Genomic DNA, 23091 nt, shown 5'->3' with positions numbered 1-23091 from the left:
CGCGCAGTGACGCTGGCGAGCATCCGGGCGCACGCCGCCCGGCTGGTCGCCTCCACCCTGGCGATCGTCATCGCCGTGGGCTTCGTGGTGGCCACCCTGGTGCTGGACCAGACCACCCGGTCGACCGTCCTGGAGGCGGCCGGCGCGCAGTACGTCGACACCGACGTCGTCGTCACCAGCGACGACGGCCGCGGCCTGACCGACCGGGTGGGCACGCTCACCGCCCTGGACGGCGTCCAGGCCGTCGACCCCAGCTGGCAGACCAGCGTGCAGGCGGCCGTCCCCGGGCGGACCGGCTCGCAGCACCTGGTGGTCGAGTCGGTGGCCGGCGACCCCGGGCTGCGCTGGCAGCACCTGGCCGCCGGTGCCCTGCCGGTGCGCCCGGGCGAGATCGCGGTCAGCGAACGGGTCGGCGCCTCTGTCGGCGACGTCGTCCCGGTCACCAGCTACGACGCCGACGGCGTCGCGACGACGACCGACGCCACCGTCACCGGCGTCGTCGACCTCCGCGGCGACCCGTCCGCCGGCCTGTACGGCCGCGCGTTCAGCACCGCCGACCAGGCGCAGGCGTGGGGCGCCGCCGACCCGGCGGAGCTGCGCATCGCGGGGCGGACCGGCACCGACCCGGCGGCGCTGACCGCCGCGGTCACCGCGGCGCTGGACGGGCAGGACGTCACCGTCCGCACCGGCACCGAGCAGGCCGAGCGCACCGCGGCGGACCTCACCGGCGGCACCGAGTGGCTGACCGCGGTGCTGCTGGTCTTCGCCACCGTGGCCGTCCTCGTCGCAGGGCTGGTCATCGCCAACACCTTCGCGGTGCTGCTCGCCCAGCGGACCCGCGACCTGGCGCTGCTGCGCTGCGTCGGGGCCACCTCGCGGCAGGTGCGCCGCAGCGTGCTGGGCGAGGCGGCGCTCACCGGGCTGGCCGCCTCGGTGCTGGGCGTGCTCGCCGGCATCGGCCTGGCCGCCGCCGTCTCCGCGGTCGTCGCCTCCACCGACTCCCCCGTCCCGCTGTCCGGGATCTCCGTCCCGGTCACCGCCGTGGTCGTCGGGCTGCTGGTCGGCACCCTGACCACGCTGCTGGCCGCGCTGGCCCCCGCCCGGGCGGCGACCCGGGTCGCACCGCTGGCCGCGCTGCGGCCGGTCGACCCCGCGCCGCTGCGCTCCCGCGGCGGCGTCGCCCGGCTCGTCCTCGGCCTGCTGCTGCTCCTCCCCGGCGCCGGCCTGCTCGGGCTGGGCGCGCTGCAGGCGGAGGTCCTGTACTCGCTGGCCGGCGGGGTGCTCAGCTTCCTGGGCGTCGTGCTGCTCGCCCAGCGGGCGGTGCCGCCGGTGGTGGCAGCCGTCGGCGGCCTGCTCGGTCGGGTCGGCGGGCTGCCCGGCCGGCTGGCGGCGGGCAACGCGACCCGCAACCCGCGCCGGACGGCGGCGACGGCGACCGCCCTGCTCATCGGCGTCACGCTGACCACCGCGATGGTCGTCGGCGCCTCCTCGACCCGGGCCACCGCCCAGGCCGGGCTGGCGGCCGCCTACCCCACCGACGTCGTCGTCGACGCCGGGCAGGAGGTGCCGGCGGCGCTGCTGGGCCAGCTGCGGCAGGTGGACGGCGTGGTCGGCAGCACCGGGCTCACCGGCGCGACCGTCGTCGGCCCGGACGGCTACGAGACGCAGGTCAACGGCGTCGACCCGGCGCAGGCGCAGCCGGTGCTGCGCTCGACGGCCGACCTCACCCTCCCCGAGCTGGGCCAGGTCGCCCTGCCTCCCTGGGCCGAGGACAGCTGGGGCGTGCGCGCCGGTGACCCGGTGACGCTGACCGCCGGCGACCGGTCCCGCACGCTCACCGTCGTCACCGGGGACGCCGACCGGCCGCTGCTGACCGCGGTGGACCTGGCCGGGCTCTCCCCCGGTGCCGCGATGGACACGGTGTGGCTGCGGCTGGCCGACGACGCCGACCAGGGCGAGGCCATCGACGCGGTCACCGACCTGGCGGGCGCCGCCGTGCCGACCGCGTTCGTCACCGGGCTGGCGTCGGAGCGGGCCGCGATCGACTCGGTGCTCGACGTGCTGCTGCTGGTGGTGACCGGGTTGCTCGGCGTCGCCGTGATCATCGCGCTGATCGGCGTGGGCAACACGCTGGCGCTGTCGGTGGTGGAGCGGCGCCAGGAGAGCGGCCTGCTGCGCGCGCTCGGGCTCACCCGCGGCCAGCTCCGCGGCGTGCTCGCCTGGGAGGCGGTGCTGGTGGCCGGCGTGGCCGCGCTGCTGGGCGTCGTCCTGGGCGGGGCCTACGGCCTGATCGGCGCCGCGTCGGTGCTCGGCGACCTGGGCGAGATCGTGCTCAGCGTCCCGTGGCTGCAGGTGGGCGCGATCGTCGTCGTCGCCACCCTGGCCGGGCTGCTGGCCTCGGTGCTGCCGGCCCGCCGTGCGGCCCGGACGCCCCCGGTGGCCGCGATCGCGGGGTGACCGGCGTCCGGGAGCGCCCTGCCCCCGGGCTCCCGGACCCCTCCGGTCGACGGTCGAGCTCTGCCCCCGTGTGGGGGCAGAGCTCGACTGCGCGTGGGGTCGAGCGCGGGCAGCGCCGCTCGGGGATGCTGGGGACGTGCCGTTCCTCCGCCGTGCCGCCACCGCCACCGCCACCGCCGTCCTCGCCGGTGGGGCCAGCTGGGTCGCCCGCGCCGCCTGGGGCCTGCCGGTCGCCGTGGGCGCGAGCCGACGCCGGCTGCGCCCCACCGTCGCCGGCTCGCCGCAGTACTCCGAGGGGAAGTTCCACAACAGCCTGCCCACGCCCGCCCTGCGCCCGGCCAACGCCCGGGACGGGCTGCTGCGGCAGTGGCACGAGGAGCGGTACAAAGGGCTGCCGGGCGGGCCGATCCCGCTGGCCTCCCCGGAGCTGCCGGAGCGGGCCGGTGAGCTGGCGGTCACCTGGTTCGGGCACTCCAGCGCGCTGCTCGAGGTCGACGGCCAGCGGGTGCTCGTCGACCCGGTGTGGGGCGACCGGGTCTCGCCGTCCCCGCTGATCGGCCCGACCCGGCTGCACCCGGCGCCCACGCCGGTGGAGACGCTGCCCCCGGTCGACGCCGTGCTGATCAGCCACGACCACTACGACCACCTCGACCTGCCCACGGTGCGGGCCCTGCTGCGCGAGCAGTCCGCGCCGTTCGTCGTCCCGCTGGGCATCGGTGCCCACCTGCGCCGGTGGGGAGTGCCCGAGGAGCGGATCGTCGAGCTCGACTGGGACGGCGCCACCACGATCGGCGGGCTGACCCTGACCTGCACCGAGGCCCGGCACTTCTCCGGCCGGTTCTTCGCCCGGGACACCACGCTGTGGTCCTCCTGGGTGGTCGCCGGCCCCCGGCACCGGGTGTTCTTCGGCGGCGACACCGGCTACACCCCCGCCTTCGCCGGCATAGGCGCCCGGTTCGGACCGTTCGACCTGGCCCTGCAGCCGGTCGGCGCCTACAACGCCGCCTGGCACGCCATCCACATGACCCCGGAGGAGGCGGTCCGGGCGCACGGCGACCTCGGTGGCCGGGTGCTGCTGCCGATCCACTGGGCGACGTTCAACCTGGCGTTCCACCGCTGGGCCGAGCCGGTGCAGCGGCTGCTCGCCGCCGCCGACGCCCGCGGTGTGCAGGTCGTCGTCCCGCAGCCCGGTCAGCGGGTCGACGTGCTCGACCTGCCGCCGCTGCGCGACTGGTGGACGGCGGTCGGCTCGGCCGACGACGCGCCGACCGCGGCGTCCCCGGCGCCCCGGCGGACCGGCCCGTTGCGCCGGGTCACGCCCCGGCGCTGACCCGGGCCAGCACGGCGGGCAGCTGCGCCAGATCGTCGACCTCGTGCTCGGGCTGCGGACCGGCGGGGTCGACCCGGTGCCCCGGCCGGCGCACCCGGACGACGGCCAGCCCGGCCTCCAGCGCGCCGCGGGTGTCCCGCGCGGAGGCCGGCACGTGCACCTGCGCGCCGGCCTCGCGGGCCCGCAGGTACAGCTCCGGGTGCGGCTTGTACGCCCGCAGCCGCTCGCTGGTCAGGACGGCGTCCGGGGCCACCAGCGCGGCGGCCCGGGTGCGGCCGAACAGCTCGTCGTCGACGTTGGACAGCACGCCCACCCGGTGGCTGCGGCCCACCGCGGCCAGCCCCGCCTCGACGTCGGGCCACAGCGGCCAGTCCGGCAGCGAGCCGAGCAGCACCTCGACGTCCGCCGCGGCGTCCCCCTCGAGACCCCGGGCGGCGTAGGTGGCGGCGAGCGCGCGGCGGGAGTGCTCGGCGAAGGACACCCAGGGCGCGGCGTCGTCGTGCGGCAGGTCCTTCTGCGAGGCCTTGTTGCGGGCGTCCCAGTCGTCGTAGAGGTCGGCGCCCCCGGCGTCCCACCCGTGCGCCGCGGCGAGGCCGGCGAAGGCGGCCGAACCGCCCGTCCGGGAGTCGATGAGGGCGCTGAACAGGTCGAAGGTCACCAGGGCCATGTCGCCATCGTCACCCTCCACCGCCCGCCCGCCGCGCCGGGGCGGGCGCGGTTGGGCCCCGCCGTCCGCGGGCATCCCGGTGGTGACGGGTCCAGCCACGGACCGACCAGGAGGTCCCACGCATGGCCGCTCAGAAGCGCGTCACCGACACCGTCCGCGCCGTCTTCAGCGGCAACCGCACCGCGGACGACACCAACGCCATCTCCGGTGCCGGAGCGCACGCCGTGACCGGCCAGCGGGCGGACACCGTCGACACCAGCCGGCTGGCCGACGACGAGACCACCATCGCCTCGCCGGTGGTGGACCGGACACCGACCCTCCCGAACGAGCCGGTGCCCGCCGCCACCAGCACGCCGGCCCCCGCTCCCCCGGTGAGCGCCCCGGCCGCGGCCGCCGACGTCGACCGGCACCGCGGGCTGGGGCACGCCGAGCGGCAGCAGGTCCTCACCGCGCAGCGGGCCCGCTACGGCGGGGTCTCGTGGGGCGCGGCGTTCTTCGGCTGGCTGTCGGCGAACGGGATGGCCGTCCTCCTCATCGCGCTGCTGTCTGCCGGCGGGCTGGCCTTCGGTCTCTCCGACCGGGTGGGCTCGGTCGACGAGGCCGCCGACTCGGCGGCGTCGGGCATCGGGCTCGGCGCGGGCATCGCGCTGCTGGTCGCGCTGTTCCTGGCCTACCTCGCCGGCGGCTACGTCGCCGGCCGGATGGCGCGCTTCGACGGCGCGCGGCAGGGCGTGGCGGTGTGGGTGATCGGCCTGGTCGTGGTCGTCCTGCTGGCGCTGGCCGGGCTGTTCTTCGGGTCCGAGTACAACGTCTTCGCCGACCTGGACCTGCCGCGGATCCCGGTCGACGAGGGCAACGCGACGACCGCCGGGATCATCGCGCTGGTCGCCGTCCTGGTCGCCACGCTGGCCGGTGCCGTGCTCGGCGGGAGCCTCGGCGCCCGCTACCACCGCAAGGTCGACCGCGTCGGCTTCGACGCCGTCTGAGCGGAGTGGGAGGGACGCGGAAACCGCGCCCTCCCACTCCGATCAGCGCAGCAGCTTGGACATCCGGCGGTCGGCGAGCGGCTTGCCGCCGGTCTGGCAGGTCGGGCAGTACTGCAGCGAGGTGTCGGCGAAGGAGACCTCGCGGACGGTGTCCCCGCAGACCGGGCACGGCAGCCCGGTGCGGGCGTGCACCTGCAGCCCGGCCCGCTTCTCGCCCTTGAGCGTCGCCGCCCGCTGGCCGAGCTGCCGGTCCAGCGCACCGGTCAGCGTCTCCCGCATCGCCGCGTGCAGCCGGAGCAGCTCGTCGTCGGTGACCTTGTCGGCCATCTTGAACGGCGACAGCTTGGCCGCGTGCAGGATCTCGTCGGAGTAGGCGTTGCCGATCCCGGCGAGCACGGTCTGATCGGTGAGCGTGCCCTTGAGCTGGGTGTGCCGCCCGGCCAGCAGCGCGCCGAACTGCTCGGTGTCCACGGTCAGCGCGTCCGGGCCGAGCCGGGCGATCCCCGGCACCTCCGACGGCGACCGGACGACGTAGACCGCCAGCCCCTTGCGGGTGCCCTGCTCGGTCAGGTCGAAGCCCTCCGGCAGTTCCCCCTCCCGCGGCTCGAGGTGCACCCGCATCGCCAGCGGCCCCTTGCCCGGCTTCGGCGGAGCCGGCGGCAGGTTGGTGCGCCAGTGCAGCCAGCCGGCCCGGGCCAGGTGCACGACCAGGTGCAGACCGGAGACGTCGAGGTCGAGGAACTTGCCGTGCCGCATGGCACCGGTGAGCTCCAGCCCGGCCAGCGCGGACAGCGGCGGGTCGAAGGTCTTGATCGCCTGGACGGCGGCCAGGTCGACGCGCGTGACCACACGGCCGACGGCGTTCTCGCGCAGGAACGCCGCCAGGGCCTCCACCTCGGGCAACTCGGGCATGTGCGCATGGTCGTCCGCCGGACGACACCGCGTCCACCTGCCGTCCCCCGTCGTGAGGAGCCGCTGACGTCCCTCCTCGGGGAGGCCTCCGGCCCCCCGCTCGTCAGGACACAGGACCCGCCGCCGTCCTGACGGCGGCGGCCATCCGCTCGACGATGGTGCGCAGCACCGGGCGCGGGGTGGCCAGGGTCAGCCGCAGGTGGCCGGCGCCCGCCGCCCCGCACTCCGTGCCGTCGACCAGCGCCACCCCGGCCTCGCGGCGGAAGAACTCGCCCAGCGGCTCCTCGATCCCCAGCGCCCGGCAGTCCAGCCAGGCCAGGTAGGTGCCCTCCGGCGGCGTGTACCGCACCTGCGGCAGCTGCTCGGCCAGCAGGTCGGCGAGCAGCCGGCGGCTCCCGTCGAGGTGGGCCAGGACGTCGTCCAGCCAGCCGGCGCCCTCGCGGTAGGCGACGGTGTTCGCGACCGCCCCGAGCGTGCCGCAGCCGTGCTCGGCCCGCTCCCCGACCCGCGCCCACAGCTGCGCGTCCGCGTCGTTGGACAGCAGCAGCTGCGCGCACTTGAGCCCCGGCAGGTTCCACGCCTTGGACGCCGAGGTGGCCGTCACCGTGTGCCCCGCGGTGACCGGGGACAGCGCGGCGTAGGGCCGGTGGACCGCGCCCGGGTGCACCAGCGGCGCGTGCACCTCGTCGGCGAACACCCGCGCCCCGTGCCGGTCGACCACCTCGGCGAGGGCGAGCTGCTCGGCCCCGGTGAACACCCGGCCGACCGGGTTGTGCGGGTTGACGTGCACGACCAGCCGCGCACCGGCGGCGAGGGCGCGGTCGATGCCGGCCAGGTCGTAGGTGAGCCGACCGTCGTCCCCGGGGACCATCGGCACCTGCACCAGCTCGCGCCCCATCTCCCCCGGCACCTTCGTGAACGGCATGTACGCCGGGGTGGGCAGCACCACGGCCGTGCCCGGCGGCGTCCAGTGCGTGATCGCCACCTGCAGGCCGGCCAGGACGTCGGCCAGCGGGGCGACGCGCTCGGCGGGCACCTGCCAGCCGTACCGGTCGGCCTGCCAGGCGGCGCACGCCTCGGCCATCGCCCGCTGGGTGGCCGCGGGCAGGTAGCCCAGCGCGCCGGCGTCGACCGCGTCGTGCAGCGCGCGGGTGACCACCGGCGCCGTCCCGAAGTCCATCTCCGCGACGAAGGCGCCGATCACGTCGCCGTAGCGGGTCCACTTCAGGCTGCCGGCCGCGCGCAGCGCCTCCTCGGTGAGCGCGTCGAAGGCGGCCCCGGGGCCGGTCACCGGGTCAGTCGGCGTCGGTGGTCGTCGGTGCCGTGGCGCCGGGCTCGGCGCGGGCGGAGTGCTCCACCGCGGCGGCGACGGCCTGGGTGACGGCCGGGTCGAAGACGCTCGGGATGATGTAGTTGGCGTTGAGCTGGTCATCGCCGACCACCGCGGCCAGCGCCTCGGCGGCGGCGAGCAGCATGCCCGGCCGCACCTCCTTGGCGCGGGCGTCGAGCAGCCCGCGGAACACCCCGGGGAACGCCAGCACGTTGTTGATCTGGTTGGGCAGGTCCGAGCGGCCCGAGGCGACCACGTCGGCGTACTGCCGGGCGCGCACCGGGTCGACGTCCGGGGTGGGGTTGGCCATCGGGAACACCACCGCCCGCTCGTTCATCCCGGCCAGCGCCTCGGCCGGGATGACGTTGGCCGCGCTGACCCCGATGAACACGTCCGCGCCGACCAGCGCGTCGGGCAGCTCGCCGCGGCGGCAGCCGGGGTTGGTGCGCCGGGCCAGGTCCAGCTTGGCCGGGGACAGCCGCTCGTCGTCCGGGGAGAGGATGCCCTCGCGGTCCCAGACCAGCACCTTCGTGGCGCCGGCCTCCAGCAGCAGCGAGACGATCGCCGTCCCGGCCGCGCCGCCGCCGGCGACGACGACCTGCACGTCCTCCAGCGACTTGTCCACCACCCGCAGCGCGTTGCGCAGCGCGGCGAGCACGCAGATCGCCGTCCCGTGCTGGTCGTCGTGGAAGACCGGGATGTCCAGCTTCTCCCGCAGCCGGGCCTCGATCTCGAAGCAGCGCGGTGCGGCGATGTCCTCCAGGTTGATGCCCCCGAAGCCCGGCGCGATGAGCTCGACGGTGCGGACGATCTCGTCGACGTCCTGGGTGTCCAGCGCGATCGGCCACGCGTCGATGTCGGCGAACCGCTTGAACAGCGCGGCCTTGCCCTCCATCACCGGCATCGAGGCACCGGGCCCGATGTCGCCCAGGCCCAGCACGGCCGAGCCGTCGGTGACCACGGCGACGGTGTTGCCCTTGATCGTCAGCCGGCGGACGTCCTCGGGGTGCTCGGCCAGCGCCAGGCAGACCCGTGCCACCCCGGGGGTGTAGGCCATCGACAGGTCGTCACGGGTCTTCAGCGGCACCTTGGAGGCGACCTCCAGCTTCCCGCCCAGGTGCAGCAGGAAGGTGCGGTCGCTGACCTTGCGCACGTGCACGTTGTCGACCGCGTCGAGCGCGGCGACGACCTCCTCCGAGTGCGCGGCGTCGGCGGCCGAGCAGGTGACGTCGACGATCAGCCCGTCGGGCCGGGACTCGACGACGTCGATGGCGGTGACCGCGCCCCCGGCGCTGCCCACCGCGGTGGCGATCCGCCCGACGCTGGCCGGGTCGCCGTCGGCGGCGAGGCGCACGGTGATCGAATAGGACGCCGAGGTCACCAGCCCACGGGCGGCGGGCGGTGCGGGGGTGCTCGCGTCAGAGGTGATGGCCGTCACAGGCTCATCGTGGCACTCACCGTGGTCGTCCCACCACAGGGGAGTGGCACCGGGTCAGCCGGTGAGCCGGGGCGGGGTCAGGTCCACCGGCCCGCCCGCCGCCGCGGCGGCGGCCAGCCGCTCCGCCCACCCGACGAGACCCGGGACGTCGACCCCGTGGCGCGCCGCCGCGCCGACCGCGGTGCCCAGCGAGCGCGCGCCCCGGGTCAGCAGGGTGGCCGCTCCCGGGCCGTTCCCGCGGGCAGCGTGGGTCAGCCCGACCGCGAGTTGGGCCAGGCCTCGCCACAGGTCGCGCTCGTCGTCGGGACCGGTCTTCCAGGCGTCCTCCAGCACCTCGTGGGCGTGGAAGGGGCGACCGGCGTCGAGCAGTGCCTGCGCCTCGCGCAGGGTCGCCTCCGGCGTGCGGACGACGCCCTCCGGGGCGCGCGGCTCGCCGACCGAACCGTGCGGCAGCGGCCGGCCGAGCGCGTCCCGCGGGCGGGCGTTGCGGGCGCGGCCGGCGGCGTCGCGGTCCCGGTCGGCGCCGGCCACGTCAGTGCAGGACGGTGGTGAGCCGGACCCGGACGCCCTGGTCGGCGACGCTGATGTCCACGTGGTCGCAGAGCTGGCGGGCCAGCCACAGCCCCATGCCGCCCAGCGACAGGTCGTCGCCGTGCGCCGGGCCGTAGCCGATGAACGGGTCCTGCAGCCCGGCGCCGCGGTCGGTGACCGTGCAGACCAGCCGCCGGTCGTCGACCCACAGCCGCAGGTCGACCGGCGGCCGGCCGTGCCGCAGCGCGTTGGTGGTCATCTCGTCGACCGCGAGCAGGAAGTCCTCCAGCGCCGACTCGGAGCCGGCCGGCAGCCGGGCCTCGGCCGCGCGGGCGGCGAGGTCCCGGCGCAGGCCGCGGAGGTCGCGCACCGAGTCGGCGCGCACCAGCGGCTGGGTCGCCTCCAGCGGCTCGACCGGCACCGGCAGCGAGGTGAGGTACTCGGCGGCGTCGACGTGCGCGGGGTTGACCACCGCGGCGCCGTCGACCTGCAGCGAGGGGTGCGTGTGCCGGGCGGCCTGGACCAGCTCGGCCGGGACCCGCCGGGTGTCGCACAGGCAGAGCACCAGCAGCGGCTCCTCGCCGAGCCGGTCGGCCTCGTCGAGCTGGTGGTCCAGCACGGCGTCGTAGCGCTGCCACTCCCGCCAGGTGTCGCGGTCCGGCCCGGCCAGCGGCTCCAGGACGACGCGCACCACGCGGTTGCCCGGCGTCCGGTGCCGCTCGCCGAGCCGGCGGACCGCGGTGACCGCCGCGGCCGGGCCGTGGCCGTAGACCTCGCCCCACTCGGCCCAGGCGACCTGCGGGAGGTCGGCCAGCGCCTTCTGCAGCAGCTCGGCGGTCGGGTCGGTGCAGACGACGACGACCTGCTCACCGGCGTCGAGGGCGTCCCGGACGAAGGCCACCGTGCCGTCGACCAGCTCTGGGTCCGAGGCGCCGATGAGTGCCCGGTGCGCCCCGTCCATGCGGCTGGTCCCCGTTCCGTCGTCTCCGGGCCGCCGTGCTGGCAGCTGTGCTCCTGCCTCCCCTACCCGGCCGGAGCGCACCCACGCGTGCTCCTGCCCACCCGCGCGCCGGCGGTGCCCTAGCGTCGGGCCGGTGACCGCGCTCCCGCACGACGACCTGGGCACCCGCTGGCGCGCCGCCCGACCGCGGCCGGCCGTGGTCCACCTCAACTCGGCGGCCTGCAGCCGACAGAGCGAGCAGGTGCTCGAGGCGGTGGCCCGGCACGCCCGGCACGAGGCGGAGGTCGGCGCGCACGTCGCCGAGGCCGCCGCCGAGGGCCTGCTGCAGCAGGGCCGCTCGGTGCTCGCCGGGCTGGTCGGGATGGCGGCCGCCGACGTGGCGTTCACCGAGAGCGCCTCGGCCTCGCTGCGCACGCTCATCGGCCGCTGGCGGCCGGCGCCCGGCACCCGGGTGGGCGTGCTGCCCGGCGAGTACTGGCACAACGCCGCCGTCCTCGCCGACGCGGGCCTGGTGCCGGTCGTGCTGCCCGCCGACGACCTGGGCCGCGCCGACCTGGCCGGCGTCGAGCGGGTGCTGCGCGACGACCCGCCCGCGCTGGTGCACGTGACCCTGGTGGCCAGCCACCGCGGCGTCGTCCAGCCCGGCCGCGAGCTGGCCGCCCTGTGCCGCGCCGCCGGCGTGCCGCTGGTGCTCGACGTCGCGCAGGCGCTCGACCAGGTCGACTGCGACCTGGGCGCCGACGTCGCCTACGCACCGGCCCGCAAGTGGCTGGCCGGGCCGCGCGGCGTGGGCTTCCTGGTGATGCGGCCCTCGATCACCGCCCGGCTGACCCCGGCGGTCGGCCCGGAGCTGTTCGACGACGGCGGCGCGGACGTCGACCACGCCCGCTGGTACGAGTCCGCCGACGCGCACGTCGCCGGCCGGGTCGGTCTCGTGGTCGCCCTCGGCGAGCACCTGGCCGCCGGGCCGGACCGGGTCCGCGGCCGGCTCGCGGCGCTCGGCCGGGCCACCCGGGAGCTGCTCGGCGGGCGGGGCGGCTGGTCGGTCGTCGAGCCGCTGGACTCCCCGACCGCGATCACCACGCTGCGGCCGCCCGCCGGCGTCGACGTCGCCGCGACGGTCGACCGGCTGCACGCCGAGCACGGCGTGCTGGTGACGGCGGTGGGCCGGGAGCGCGCCCGCGCGGAGCTGACCGGGCCGGTGCTGCGCGTCTCGCCGCACCTGGACGCCACCCTCGACGACCTCGACGCGCTGGCCGCCGGGCTGGCCCGCTGACCGGTCGCTGCATCCGGGGCGGGGGGAGCCGCGGAAGGACGGGGTGAGCACCTCCCCGTCCACCCGGAAGGAACCACCGTGAGCCGAGCACGCAGCATCACCCTGGCCGCCGCCGCCGCCGGCGGTCTCGTCGTCCTGGCGGCACCGCCCGCCGGCGCCGCCGACACCGCCACCGTGTCGGTCCTGCACGCCGTCCCCGGCGTGACGGTCGACGTCTACGCCAACGGCGAGGAGCTGATCCCGGACTTCCAGCCGGGCACGCTCACCGACGAGATGTCCCTGCCGGCCGGCGAGTACGACCTGGCCATCTACCCGGCGGGCGCGGACCCGACCAGCACCGAGCCCGCCGCGAAGGCCGACGACGTCTCCGTCCCGGCCGGCGCGAACGCCACCGTGGTCGCGCACCTGACCGAGACCGGCACGCCGGTCCTGACGCCCTTCGTCAACGACGTGTCGGCCGTCCCGGCCGGCCAGGCCCGGGTCACCGTGCGGCACACCGCGGCCGCCCCCGCCGTCGACGTCCGCGCCGGTGGCTCGGTCATCGCCCCCGGGCTGACCAACCCGAACGAGGCGACGCTGGAGGTCCCGGCCGGCACCATCTCCGCCGACGTGGTCCTGGCCGGCACCACCACCGTGGCGATCGGCCCGGCCGACCTGACCCTCGGCGAGGGCACCGTCACCGCGGTCTACGCCTGGGGCTCGGCCGACGCCGGCTACCAGCTGGCCGTCCAGACCCTGGGCGGGATGGACTCCGCTCCCTCCGCCGTCCCCGGCGGCTCGGGTGGCCTGACCAGTGACGGCCTGCCGCTGCCGCTGGTCGCGCTGTCCGGCGCCGGCCTGGTCGCCGCGGCGCTCGCCGGCCGCCGGCTGCTCGCCACCCGGGCCTGAGCTCCCCCGTGCGCGTCCCCGTCGCCGTGCTGGTCGCCGGTCTCGCCCTCGCCGTCGGAGTCCCGACGGCGTGGGCGGTGACCCGCCCCGCCACGGCGGCGGGGCCGCCGGTGGCCTCGGTGCTGAGCACCGCTCCTCCTGCACCCGTGCCCGCGGTCGCCGCCCCCGCGGTGACCGCCCGCCCGGCCGCCCCGTCCGCGGTCGTGCCCGTCGTGCCCCCGGTCCGGCTGCAGCTGGCCGGGGTCGACACCCCGCTCGACCCGGTGGGCGTGGAGCCCGACGGCGCGATGACCCTCCCGGAGGACGTCGACCGGGTCGGCTGGTACCGGTTCGGCCCCGCCCCCGGCGACGACGAGGGGACGGCGGTGCTCGCCGGGCACGTCGACGACGCCGAGCAGGGCCTGGGTGCGCTGGCACCGCTGCGCGAGGCCGAGGTCGGCGACGAGGTCCGGGTGACCGACGCGTCCGGCGCCGTCACCGGCTGGCGGATCGTCTCCCGGGAGCTGATCGAGAAGCGCGCCGTGCCGCTGGACGCCCTCTTCCAGCGCACCGGGCCGCCCCGGCTGGTGCTGCTCACCTGCGGCGGGGAGTTCCTGCCGGAGCTGCGCAGCTACACCGACAACGTCGTCGTCGTCGCCGAACCCGCGCCGTGACCGCGGTGTCCCGCCCGCGCCTGGCGGGGATCCCCTACGTTCGGGAGGTGGTCAGGGAGGTGGCGCCCGTCCCCGCCGCGGAACCGAGCGACGCCGAGGTCGCCCGGCGCTTCTGCGCCGGCGACGAGCAGGCGCTCGCGGAGGCCTACGCGCGCTGGGCCGGCCAGGTGCACGGCATGGCCGTGCGCGCCTTCGGTCCGGGCCCCGACGCCGAGGACGTCACCCAGCAGACCTTCGTCGCGGCCTGGACCGGCCGGGAAGGCTACAGCCCGGCCGCCGGTCCGCTGCCGGCCTGGCTGGTGGGCATCTGCCGGCACAAGATCGCCGACACCTGGGCGAAGATGGCCCGGCAGCGCCGCTCGGCCGAGGCGGCTGCCGCCGACGCGCGGTCCCGGCCGGACCCGACCGACACCACCCGGGTGGACGACGCGGTCGCCGACCGGGTGCTGCTGCTCGGCGAGTTGAACCGCATCGGCCAACCACAACGAAGGATCATCGAGCTCGCGTTCTTCGCCGACCTGACCCACACGCAGATCGCGGCCCGCACCGGGATCCCGCTGGGCACCGTGAAGAGCCACATCCGACGCACCCTGGAACGGCTGCGCGACCGCTTGGAGGTGGACGGTGCCGCACTCCACCCCTGAGCAGCTCGCCCTCGCCGCGCTCGGCGAGCAGCTGCCCGCGGCCGACGCCGCCCACCTGGCCGGCTGCGCGCAGTGCACGGCCGAGGTCGCCTCGCTCCGCCGTCCGGTCGACGTGCTGGCCGTGCCCGAGCTCTCGGGCACCGCGCCGGAGGTCGCCCCGCCCCCGCAGGTCTGGACGGCGATCGCCGCGGCCACCGGCGTCTCGACCGCCCCGCCGTCCGCCGGTGCCGACGTCGTCCCGCTGCGCCCGCGGCCGTCGCGGACCCGCTGGCTGACCGTCGCCGCCGCCGTCCTCGTGGGCGGGGTGGTCGGCGGCGGCGCCGTGGCGCTGACCCGGGACGACGACGGCGGGAGCGGTGCGGTGGTCGCCTCGGCCACGCTGGACCCGCTGCCCGCCGAGGACGCCTCCGGCCGGGCCGAGGTGCGCGACGCCGACGGCGTCCGCTCGCTGCAGGTCGACCTGGACGCGCCGGCGCTGCCCGACGGCTACTACGAGGTCTGGCTGCTGCAGCCCGACGCCGTCCGGATGGTGCCGGTCGGGGTGGTGCACCGCGGCGACACCGTGCTGCCGCTGCCCGACGGGCTCGACCTGGGCGCCTACCCGGTGGTCGACGTCTCGGTGGAGCCGATGGACGGCGACCCCACCCACTCCGGCGTCTCCGTAGCCCGCGGCTCCCTCGAACGCTGAGAACCCGAGGGGCTTTCGGTACCGAAAGCCCTGCGCTTTCGCGCGCGAAAGCGCAGGTGCTTTCGCGCGCGAATGCCCCCCTTGCCGGTTTCGGCGCCGAAAGCTGGTGCGGGTTCGGCGCCGAAACCGGCGGGTCAGACGGCGGACTGGAGGCGCTGGGAGACGCGGCGGTGGACGGCGAGCTGCTCGTCGAGCCCGGGATGAGTGACCGCGCCGTCGGCGACCACCAGCCGGCCGGCGACGACGGTCTCCCGGGCCGCCACCGGGCCGCAGCGCAGCCAGGCCTCGACCGGGTCACTGAGCGCGCCGGCGAAACGGACGCCCTCGAGCGACCAGACCGCCAGGTCACCGCACGCGCCCACCGAGAGCTGCCCGATCTCCCCGGCCCGGCCCAGGCACGCCGCGCCGCCGCGGGTGGCGATCTCCAGGGCGTCCCGCGCGGACATCGCCGCCGCGCCGTGCCGGAGCTTGCCCTGCAGCATCGCGGTGCGCGCCTCCAGCCACAGCGACGCGGAGTCCGCCGACGCCGAGCCGTCCACGCCCAGCCCGACCGGGGCGCCGGCGGCGCGCAGCTCGGCGACCGGGGCCAGGCCGCTGCCCAGGATCATGTTCGACGACGGGCAGTGCGCCGCCCCGACCCCGGCGGCGCCCAGCCGGGCGATCTCGGGCTCGGACGGCCACACGACGTGCGCCAGCCAGGTCCGGTCGGTCATCCAGCCGACGTCGTCGAGGTAGTCGACCGGACGGCGACCGAACGTCTGCAGGCAGAACGCGTCCTCGTCCTGCGTCTCGGCCAGGTGGGTGTGCAGCCGGACGTCGAGGGTCGCGGCCAGCTCGGCGGTGCGCCGCATGAGCGCGGTCGAGACGCTGAACGGCGAGCACGGCGCCAGCGCGATCCGGGTCATCGCCGTCGCCGACCGGTCGTGGTGCAGCTCCACCAGCCGCTGCGAGTCGGCGAGAATCTCGTCGTCGTCCTGGACGACGGAGTCCGGCGGCAGCCCGCCGTCCTTGACCGACAGCGACATCGACCCGCGGGTGGGGTGGAACCGGACGCCGAGCTCCCGGGCCGCCGCCACCTCCGCGCTGATGAGGTCGCCGGCGCCGCGAGGGTGCACGTAGGAGTGGTCGGTCGAGGTGGTGCACCCGGACAGCGCCAGCTCGGCGAGCCCGACCCAGGCGCTGACGTGCGCGGCCTCCTCGTCGAGCCGGGCCCACAGCGGGTAGAGGGTCACCAGCCAGTCGAACAGCCCGCCGGTCAGCGCGGGGGCGTACGCGCGGGTCAGGTTCTGGTAGAGGTGGTGGTGGGTGTTCACCAGCCCCGGGGTGACCAGGCAGCCGCGGGCGTCGAGCCGCCGGGCCGCCGCCGGCTGGGGGTCACCCGGCCCGCCCAGGGCGCTCACCACCCCGTCGGTGACGGCGACCCACCCCCCGGCGATCTCCCGGCGGGCGTCGTCGACGGTGGCGATCAGCTCGGCGTCGTGCACGAGGAGCTCAGCGGTCTGCACGGGCGCATCCTGCCCACCGGATGTGTCCGGGCGCGCACCGGCACGTCATCGCACCGTGACACCGGGGCGTTACCGTGGCCGTCCCCTGCACCGGAGGCGAGACCGACGATGGAGTTCCTGCAGCCCGCGAGCTGGGCCGAGGCGCTGGAGGCGAAGTCCGCCCACCCGGACGCCGTGCCGATCGCCGGAGGCACCGACGTCATGGTCGGCATCAACTTCGGCCACCTGCGGCCGCCGCTGCTGCTGGACCTCACCCGGGTCGGCGAGCTGCAGGGGTGGGGCACCGAGGCCGGCGCCGTCCGGCTGGGCGCCGGGGTCAGCTACGCCCGGGTCATCACCGACCTCGGCGACGCCCTGCCGGGCCTGGCCATGGCCGCGCGGACGATCGGCTCTCCGCAGATCCGCAACCGCGGCACCGTCGGCGGCAACCTGGCCACCGCCTCCCCGGCCGGCGACGCGCACCCCGCGCTGCTGGCCGCCGACGCGGTGGTGGAGGTGGCGTCGGTCCGCGGCAGCCGGCGGATCCCGGTCACCGACTTCTACACCGGGCCCAAGCGGAACGCGATGGACGCCGACGAGCTCATCGCCGCGGTGCACGTCACCCCGCCGAGCGGCCCGCAGCAGTACAGCAAGATCGGCACCCGCAACGCGATGGTCATCGCGGTCGCGGCCTTCGGCCTGGCGCTGCACCCGGACCGCCGCACGGTCGGCGCGGCCCTGGGGTCGGCCGCGCCGACCCCGCGGCGCGCCCCCGCCGCCGAGGAGTTCCTGGCCGGTGAGCTCGACGCCGCCGGGCTGTGGGAGTCCCGCGCCGAGCTGCCGGCGGCGACCGCCCGCCGGTTCGGCGAGCTGGTCGCGGCGGCGTCCTCGCCGATCGACGACGTCCGCGGCACCGCCGCCTACCGCCGGCACGCGCTGTCGGTCATGGCCCGCCGCGCGCTGACCTGGGCCTGGACGGACTACCGGCACGAGTCGAGGGGGAACTGACATGCGGCTGACCTGCACCGTCAACGGCACCGAGCAGCAGGTGGACGACGTCTGGGAGGGCGAGAGCCTGCTGTACGTGCTGCGCGAGCGGATGGGCCTGCCCGGGTCGAAGAACGCCTGCGAGCAGGGTGAGTGCGGCTCCTGCACCGTCTACCTCGACGGGCTGCCGGTCTGCGCCTGCCTGGTCGCCGCCGGGCAGGCCGAGGGCCGGCAGGTCGGCACCGTCGAGGGGCTGGCCGACGCCGACACCCTGCACCCGGTGCAGCAGGCCTTCGTCGACGCCGGCGCTGTGCAGTGCGGTTTCTGCACGCCCGGCCTGCTGGTGGCCACGCACGACCTGATCACCCGCACCGGCCGGCCGAGCGACGCCGAGACCCGGGAGGCGCTGGCCGGCAACCTCTGCCGGTGCACCGGCTACGAGAAGATCCTGGACGCGGTCCGGCTGGCGGCGGACCGGATGGGAGCCGACCGATGAGCACCCCGACCCGCACCCCCACCGGAGCGCCGGCGCACCTGACCGGCCCGGGCAGCGGTGGGGTGGGCGACGACGCCCAGCGCCCCGACGGCGTCCTCAAGGTCCGCGGCGAGTTCGCCTACGGCAGCGACCTGTGGATGGAGGACATGCTCTGGGGGGTGACGCTGCGGAGCCCGCACCCCTACGCCCGCATCCTGGCGGTCGACACCAGCGCGGCGACGCAGCTGCCCGGCGTGCACGCGGTGCTCACCGCCGACGACGTGCCCGGGGAGAAGGTCTACGGCCTCGAGCTGGCCGACCAGCCGGTGCTCGCCGTGGACGTCGTCCGGTACCAGGGCGAGCCGGTCGCGCTGGTCGCCGCCGACCACCCGGACACCGCGCGGCGGGCCGCCGCGCTGATCCGGGTCGACTACGAGGTCTGGGAACCGGTCACCGACGCGCGCGTGGCGCTGGGCCACCCGACCACGGACGCGGTGCACGAGTCCGACGCCGAGGTCACCGAGCTGAGCCGGGAGAGCGCGCACCTGCACCCCGAGGGCAACCTGGTGCGGCACCTCAAGGTCCGCACCGGCGACCCGGAGCCCACCGCCGAGGTGGTGGTGGTCGGCGAGTACGAGGTCGGCATGCAGGACCAGGCCTTCCTGGGCCCGGAGTCCGGGCTCGCCGTCCCGGCCGAGGACGGCGGGGTCGAGCTCTACGTCGCCACCCAGTGGCTGCACGTCGACCAGCGGCAGATCTGCTCCGCGCTCGGCCTGCCGCCGGAGCAGGTGCGGCTGACCCTGGCCGGCGTCGGCGGTGCGTTCGGCGGCCGGGAGGACCTGTCGATGCACGTGCACGCCTGCCTGCTGGCGCTGCGCACGGGCAAGCCGGTGAAGATGTCCTACAACCGCGAGGAGTCCTTCTTCGGCCACGTGCACCGGCACCCGGCCACCATGCGGTACGAGCACGGCGCCACCCGGGACGGCCGGCTGGTCTACGTGAAGGCCGCGATCTGGTTCGACGGCGGCGCCTACGCCTCCAGCACCCCGGCCGTCGTGGGCAACGGCGGCACGATGGGGATCGGCCCCTACGTCGTCCCGAACGTGCACGTCGACTGCTACGGCGCGTACACCAACAACCCGCCGTGCGGCGCGATGCGCGGGTTCGGGTCGGTGCAGACCGCGTTCGCCTACGAGTCGCAGATGGACGCGCTCGCCGCCGAGCTGGGCATGGACCCGGTGGAGCTGCGCTGCCGCAACGCGATGGAGCAGGGCTCGGCCACCCCCACCGGCCAGGTCATCGACAGCCCGGCACCGGTCGCGGAGCTGCTGCGCCGGCTGGAGGCCATGCCGCTGCCGGCCACCGGCGACGGCGAGCTGGACCTGCGGGACATGCCCGGCGGGGTCTCCAACACCACCCATGGTGAAGGGGTCCGGCGCGGCGTCGGCTACGCGGTCGCCTACAAGAACGTCGCGTTCTCCGAGGGCTACGACGACCACTCGACCGCCCGGGTGCGGCTGGAGGTCGTCGGCGGCGAGCCGACGGCCACCGTGCACACCGCCGCGGCCGAGGTGGGGCAGGGGCTGGTGACCGTCGAGCAGCAGATCGCCCGCACCGAGCTGGGCGTGGACGCGGTCGTCGTGCACCCCAAGGACACGACGGTCGGCTCGGCCGGGTCCACGTCGGCCTCCCGGCAGACCTACGTCACCGGCGGCGCGGTCAAGGCGGCCTGCGAGGCGGTGCGCGGCCGGCTGCTGGCCCGCGCCGAGCGGCTGATCGGCCGCCCCGTCCCGGACCTGCGGCTGGCCGGGGGGCAGGTGGTGTCCGACGCCGAGGAGGTCGCCGTCCCGCTGGCCGACCTGCTCGGTGACGACGCGGTCGAGGAGACGGTGGAGTGGCGGCACCGCCCCACCGAGGCGATCGACCCGGAGACCGGGCAGGGCTTCGCGCACGTGCAGTACGCCTTCTCCGCGCACCGGGCGGTCGTCGACGTCGACACCGAGCTCGGGCTGGTGAAGGTCGTCGAGATGGCCTGCACCCAGGACGTCGGCAAGGCGATCAACCCGCAGGCCGTCGTCGGCCAGATCCACGGCGGGACGGCGCAGGGCATGGGGCTCGCGGTGATGGAGGAGATCCTGATCCGGGACGGCAAGGTCGTGAACCCCTCGTTCACCGACTACCTGATCCCCACCATCCTGGACATGCCGCCGATGCGCGTGGAGGTGCTCGAGTACGCCGACCCGCACGCGCCCTACGGGCTGCGCGGGGTCGGGGAGGCGCCGAACATCTCCTCCGGACCGGCCGTGCTGGCCGCGATCCGGGCCGCGACCGGGCTGCCGCTGGCGCGGGTGCCGGTGCGCCCGGAGCACCTCACCGGCACCTCCTGACCGGCCACCGGAGGATCAGGAGACGGCGGGGACCGGTTCCCGCGAGCCGACGATGCGGCCCTTGCCGGCGCGCTTGGCGGCGTACATCGCCGCGTCCGACCGGCACAGCAGCTGGTCGGCGGTGACGGTCGGGTCCTCCGCGGCGAGCGCGGCGACGCCGATGCTGGCGCGCACGGTCAGCTCCTGCCCGCCGAACGCGAAGGGCTGGCGGAGCGCGTCGGCCATCCGCTGCGCCGAGCCGAGCGGGTCCCCGCCGTCCTCGAGCAGGACGGCGAACTCGTCGCCGCCGAGCCGGGCGATGGTGTCCCCGGTGCGCAGGGTGCCGGTCAGCCGCTCGGCCACCCGGACCAGCAGCTCGTCCCCGGCCAGGTGCCCGAGGGAGTCGTTGACCGCCTTGAAGTCGTCCAGGTCGAGGAAGACGACGGCCAGCGACCGGGCGTCGCGGGCGTGCAGCGCGAGCGCGTGCCCGAGCCGGTCCTGGAACAGCGACCGGTTGGCCAGGCCGGTGAGCGGGTCGTGGAAGGCCTGGTGCCGGAGCTGGCGCTCCCGGGCCGCCAGGTCGCCCGCGAGCCGGACGTTGTCCCGCACGGTGAGGAACTGCCGGGCGAGCAGGCAGCCGACGACCAGGCAGGCGACGAGCATCTCGCCGCGGGTCAGCGGCCGGCCGAGCATGGTGAAGCCGACGACGACGGACAGCGCGACGACCACCGGGACGTAGGGCAGCACCTGCGCCAGCCGGCTGGGCGCGCCGACCGCGCTCGCCTCCCGCGGGTCCGGCAGCGGCTCGGCGGACCGGCCGCTCCGCCCGGCCAGGGCGATGAGCAGGAACCCGCCCACCCAGCCGAGGTCGACGAGGCCGCCGTCGTAGTCGCCCGCCGTCTGCAGGTAGGCGAAGGCGCTGTCGGCGAGGCCCAGGCAGAGGACGCCGAGGCTCATCAGGTGCAGTGCGGTGCGGTGGCCGCGGGTCCGGGTCAGCAGCAGGACGGTGAGCACCACCAGCAGCACGTCGGAGGCCGGGTAGGCCAGCAGCAGCAAGCTCTCCAGGTGCCCGGCGCCGCCGTTGGCCCGGCTCACGGCCTGCAGCGTGGTCAGCCAGCTGACCAGGCCCACGGCGCCGGCGGTCATCAGGCCGTCGAGGAACCGCTGCCACTGCGAGCTCTCCCCGGTGGCCGGGTGCAGCAGCAGCCCGGCCGCGGCCAGCACCGCGAAGCCGAGGAAGCCGACGTCGGCCGGGGACGGGAAGGGGACGACGTCCGCGGTGGCCGCGGCCCAGGTCCACCAGACCTCACCGGCGGCCCAGGCGGCGCAGGCCAGCGAGACCAGCGCCCAGGCGCCGCGGACCCGACCGGGAGCGGTGTGCCCGGCGTACCGCGCGGTCGTCGCGGCCGCCGCGGCGGCGGCGAGGAGCTGGGCGACGTCCGAGACGTGCGAGGCGGGGGTCGCGGGCAGCAGGAGGGCGGCCAGCAGGCAGCCGAGCAGGGCACCGCACGCGACGGCCACCGCTGCGCGCGGGGGTGCCGTGGACCGCTGGGTCATCTGCTGCCTGCTCTCGGGCCGGATGGGCGTCGGAGAGGTGATCGTCGCGATCGGCGGCGCGCTGGATGCCCCGTACGGGTGGGGAGCCCCCGCGCTCAGCCCGCGCCGAGGACCAGCCGGGCGACCGGCGCGGGGAGCTCACCGGTCACCGGGCGGCGCCCGACGAGCCGGCCCGCCTCGCTGGGGTCGACACCGACCGACCCGAGCACCTCGAGCGCAGTCACGTCGGGCAGCGCGTCGAACCACCGCCGGCCGAGCTCCGCCCGGCCGGCAGCGGTCGGCCGGCCCCAGAGCCGGAGCCGGGCCATCCCCCCGTCGGGGAACACGTCCAGCCGGACGCTGCGCACCCCGGTCCCGGCGGCGAGCACGAAGCGGTGCCGGGTGTCGGGCTGCAGCCCCGTTCGGGGCAGCAGCACGACCTCCGTGCCGTCACCGGTGCGGCCGGTCAGCGAGGCCGATCCCGGCGCGTTGCCCAGGAACCACGACGTGTCCAGTTCGGCGAGCCCGACCACGCCCTCGCAGGCCAGCGCGACGTCGACCCAGTCGTTGCCCGGACCGCGGCGGCGGGCGTTCTCCCAGCCCTCGCCCATCGACCGGGCGAGGCCGGGGCCGACCAGCTGGTGCGGGCTGCCGTAGTGGGCGTTGCTGACCGCGGTGACCCGGCCGCCGTTCTCCAGCGCGGCCAGGTCGAAGGGGCCCGCGTCGACCAGCCGCGGGTCCGGGACCACCGTGCCGTGCACCCGCAGCCGGGCCACCCCGCCGTCGGGGTGGATGCACAGCCGGACGTGCGTGTGCCGGCGGTCGGAGGAGACGGCGAAGGCGTTGGCCGTGTCGCCGGCCAGCGGGGAGAGCGGCAGCAGCGGCTGCCAGTCGGCCTTCTGCAGCTCGTCGACCGAGGGGTGCCCCTCGACGGCGGCGCCCTCGACCGACGCCTGCGGCGGGTAGTTGCCGGTGAAGAACGCGGTGTCGACGACGACCCCGGCGACGATTCCCGGCGCGCCGAGCCGCACGATCGCCCAGTCGTGGCCCGGGCTGCGCCGGCGGCGGGTCTCCCAGCCGTCGTACTCCTTGCCCTTGTGCCCGAACTCGGTGCGCGCGACGGCGGGGTGCGGCAGCACCAGGTTCTCCCGCGCGGCGAAGAACTCGTCGTTCGCCGCGACGACGGCACCGCCCAGGTCCCGCCGGGCGAGGTCGGGCAGGTCGGTGAAGGCCGTCATCGTTCTCCTGTTCTTCGTGCGTCGCCTGTTGCCCCGCGCCGCGAGGGTAGGGGAGGGTCAGGCCTCCACCGACCGCAGGAGGCACCATGACCAGCCCCGACGACGACCTCAAGGCACGCGCCAAGGACTACGTCGAGCACCTCCCCGCCGAGACCGCCCTCGGCAACGCCGACCCGGCCGGCGGGGTCGACACCGACCCGAAGCCCATCGACGAGGCAGCGGCGGAGAAGCCGCAGCACTGAGC

Annotated in this window: 21 protein-coding genes; 12 read left to right on the top strand and 9 right to left on the bottom strand. The window is 76.4% G+C overall.

Translation table 11 applies throughout. From position 1 onward, the window contains the following. Positions 1-6: 6 nt before the first annotated feature. Together MODMU_RS01110 and MODMU_RS01105 are read left to right on the top strand one after the other, a co-directional pair. A complete protein-coding gene (locus MODMU_RS01110) occupies positions 7-2457 on the top strand; it encodes an FtsX-like permease family protein (RefSeq protein WP_014738303.1) in 2451 nt (816 codons plus the stop codon). A 136-nt stretch (positions 2458-2593) separates the two neighbouring features. Next, positions 2594-3787: an MBL fold metallo-hydrolase gene (locus MODMU_RS01105; protein WP_014738302.1), complete on the top strand. Its 1194-nt coding sequence runs from the start codon at positions 2594-2596 to the stop codon at positions 3785-3787. Here MODMU_RS01105 and MODMU_RS01100 read toward each other — a convergent pair. Next, entirely contained in the window at positions 3771-4454 is a 684-nt protein-coding gene (locus MODMU_RS01100; RefSeq protein ID WP_014738301.1) for an HAD family hydrolase, read from the bottom strand. The genes MODMU_RS01105 and MODMU_RS01100 overlap by 17 nt on opposite strands. Positions 4455-4576: 122 nt before the next feature. Here MODMU_RS01100 and MODMU_RS01095 point away from each other — a divergent pair, with 122 nt between their 5' ends. Further along, entirely contained in the window at positions 4577-5440 is an 864-nt protein-coding gene (locus MODMU_RS01095; protein WP_014738300.1) for a hypothetical protein, read from the top strand. 42 nt (positions 5441-5482) lie between these two features. Here the strand turns inward: MODMU_RS01095 and MODMU_RS01090 are convergent, their stop codons facing one another. The 5 genes from MODMU_RS01090 to MODMU_RS01070 all read right to left on the bottom strand — a co-directional run bounded on the left by MODMU_RS01090 (position 5483) and on the right by MODMU_RS01070 (position 10612). After that, the gene (locus MODMU_RS01090; protein ID WP_014738299.1) at positions 5483-6352 is read right to left on the bottom strand and encodes a DNA-formamidopyrimidine glycosylase family protein; all 870 of its coding nucleotides are present in this window, start codon (positions 6350-6352) and stop codon (positions 5483-5485) included. Between the two features lie 103 nt (positions 6353-6455). Continuing rightward, complete coding sequence (locus MODMU_RS01085; RefSeq protein ID WP_014738298.1) at positions 6456-7643, bottom strand: MalY/PatB family protein; 1188 nt, start codon at positions 7641-7643, stop codon at positions 6456-6458. Between the two features lie 4 nt (positions 7644-7647). Further along, positions 7648-9120, bottom strand: a complete 1473-nt coding sequence (locus MODMU_RS01080; protein WP_014738297.1) for an NAD-dependent malic enzyme — start codon at positions 9118-9120, stop codon at positions 7648-7650. Positions 9121-9174: 54 nt separating this feature from the next. Beyond that, on the bottom strand, positions 9175-9651 hold the full coding sequence (locus tag MODMU_RS01075) for a DUF309 domain-containing protein (protein WP_014738296.1): 477 nt from the start codon (positions 9649-9651) through the stop codon (positions 9175-9177). A 1-nt stretch (position 9652) separates the two neighbouring features. After that, positions 9653-10612: an anti-sigma factor RsbA family regulatory protein gene (locus tag MODMU_RS01070; protein WP_014738295.1), complete on the bottom strand. Its 960-nt coding sequence runs from the start codon at positions 10610-10612 to the stop codon at positions 9653-9655. A 133-nt stretch (positions 10613-10745) separates the two neighbouring features. Between MODMU_RS01070 and egtE the strand changes: the two genes are divergently transcribed. From egtE to MODMU_RS01045, 5 genes are all read left to right on the top strand, one after another. Beyond that, entirely contained in the window at positions 10746-11888 is a 1143-nt protein-coding gene (egtE, locus tag MODMU_RS01065) for an ergothioneine biosynthesis PLP-dependent enzyme EgtE (protein WP_014738294.1), read from the top strand. 78 nt (positions 11889-11966) lie between these two features. Further along, entirely contained in the window at positions 11967-12776 is an 810-nt protein-coding gene (locus MODMU_RS01060; protein ID WP_014738293.1) for a DUF4397 domain-containing protein, read from the top strand. Positions 12777-12784: 8 nt separating this feature from the next. After that, complete coding sequence (locus MODMU_RS01055; RefSeq protein ID WP_014738292.1) at positions 12785-13429, top strand: class F sortase; 645 nt, start codon at positions 12785-12787, stop codon at positions 13427-13429. Between the two features lie 59 nt (positions 13430-13488). Next, positions 13489-14073, top strand: coding sequence for an RNA polymerase sigma factor (locus MODMU_RS01050; RefSeq protein WP_041795697.1), 585 nt, complete (start codon positions 13489-13491; stop codon positions 14071-14073). After that, entirely contained in the window at positions 14054-14761 is a 708-nt protein-coding gene (locus MODMU_RS01045) for an anti-sigma factor (protein WP_014738290.1), read from the top strand. Before MODMU_RS01050 ends, MODMU_RS01045 begins: the two co-directional genes overlap by 20 nt. Before the next feature lie 134 nt (positions 14762-14895). Here MODMU_RS01045 and MODMU_RS01040 read toward each other — a convergent pair whose 3' ends face one another. Beyond that, complete coding sequence (locus MODMU_RS01040) at positions 14896-16266, bottom strand: 8-oxoguanine deaminase (protein WP_014738289.1); 1371 nt, start codon at positions 16264-16266, stop codon at positions 14896-14898. Between the two features lie 108 nt (positions 16267-16374). Between MODMU_RS01040 and MODMU_RS01035 the strand changes: the two genes are divergently transcribed. Genes MODMU_RS01035 through pucD form a run of 3 tightly spaced genes read left to right on the top strand, consistent with a single transcriptional unit; the run spans position 16375 to position 20094 of the window. Beyond that, complete coding sequence (locus MODMU_RS01035) at positions 16375-17253, top strand: FAD binding domain-containing protein (protein ID WP_014738288.1); 879 nt, start codon at positions 16375-16377, stop codon at positions 17251-17253. 1 nt (position 17254) lies between these two features. Next, a complete protein-coding gene (locus MODMU_RS01030) occupies positions 17255-17728 on the top strand; it encodes a (2Fe-2S)-binding protein (RefSeq protein WP_014738287.1) in 474 nt (157 codons plus the stop codon). Beyond that, a complete protein-coding gene (gene pucD / locus MODMU_RS01025; protein ID WP_014738286.1) occupies positions 17725-20094 on the top strand; it encodes a xanthine dehydrogenase subunit D in 2370 nt (789 codons plus the stop codon). Before MODMU_RS01030 ends, pucD begins: the two co-directional genes overlap by 4 nt. A 15-nt stretch (positions 20095-20109) precedes the next feature. On the opposite strand, the gene MODMU_RS01020 is transcribed toward pucD, so the two are convergent. Next, positions 20110-21630, bottom strand: coding sequence for a GGDEF domain-containing protein (locus tag MODMU_RS01020; protein ID WP_014738285.1), 1521 nt, complete (start codon positions 21628-21630; stop codon positions 20110-20112). Between the two features lie 95 nt (positions 21631-21725). Next, positions 21726-22847 (bottom strand): allantoicase, encoded by a 1122-nt coding sequence (alc, locus tag MODMU_RS01015; protein WP_014738284.1) that lies wholly within the window; start codon positions 22845-22847, stop codon positions 21726-21728. 86 nt (positions 22848-22933) lie between these two features. Between alc and MODMU_RS28225 the strand changes: the two genes are divergently transcribed. Next, positions 22934-23089: a hypothetical protein gene (locus MODMU_RS28225; RefSeq protein WP_014738283.1), complete on the top strand. Its 156-nt coding sequence runs from the start codon at positions 22934-22936 to the stop codon at positions 23087-23089. Positions 23090-23091: the final 2 nt, after the last annotated feature.

It is taken from the genome of Modestobacter italicus (assembly GCF_000306785.1).
Classification (GTDB): domain Bacteria; phylum Actinomycetota; class Actinomycetes; order Mycobacteriales; family Geodermatophilaceae; genus Modestobacter; species Modestobacter italicus.
The sequence above is the reverse complement of the archived record's forward strand: the minus strand, read 5'-3'. Positions and strand labels throughout refer to the sequence as shown.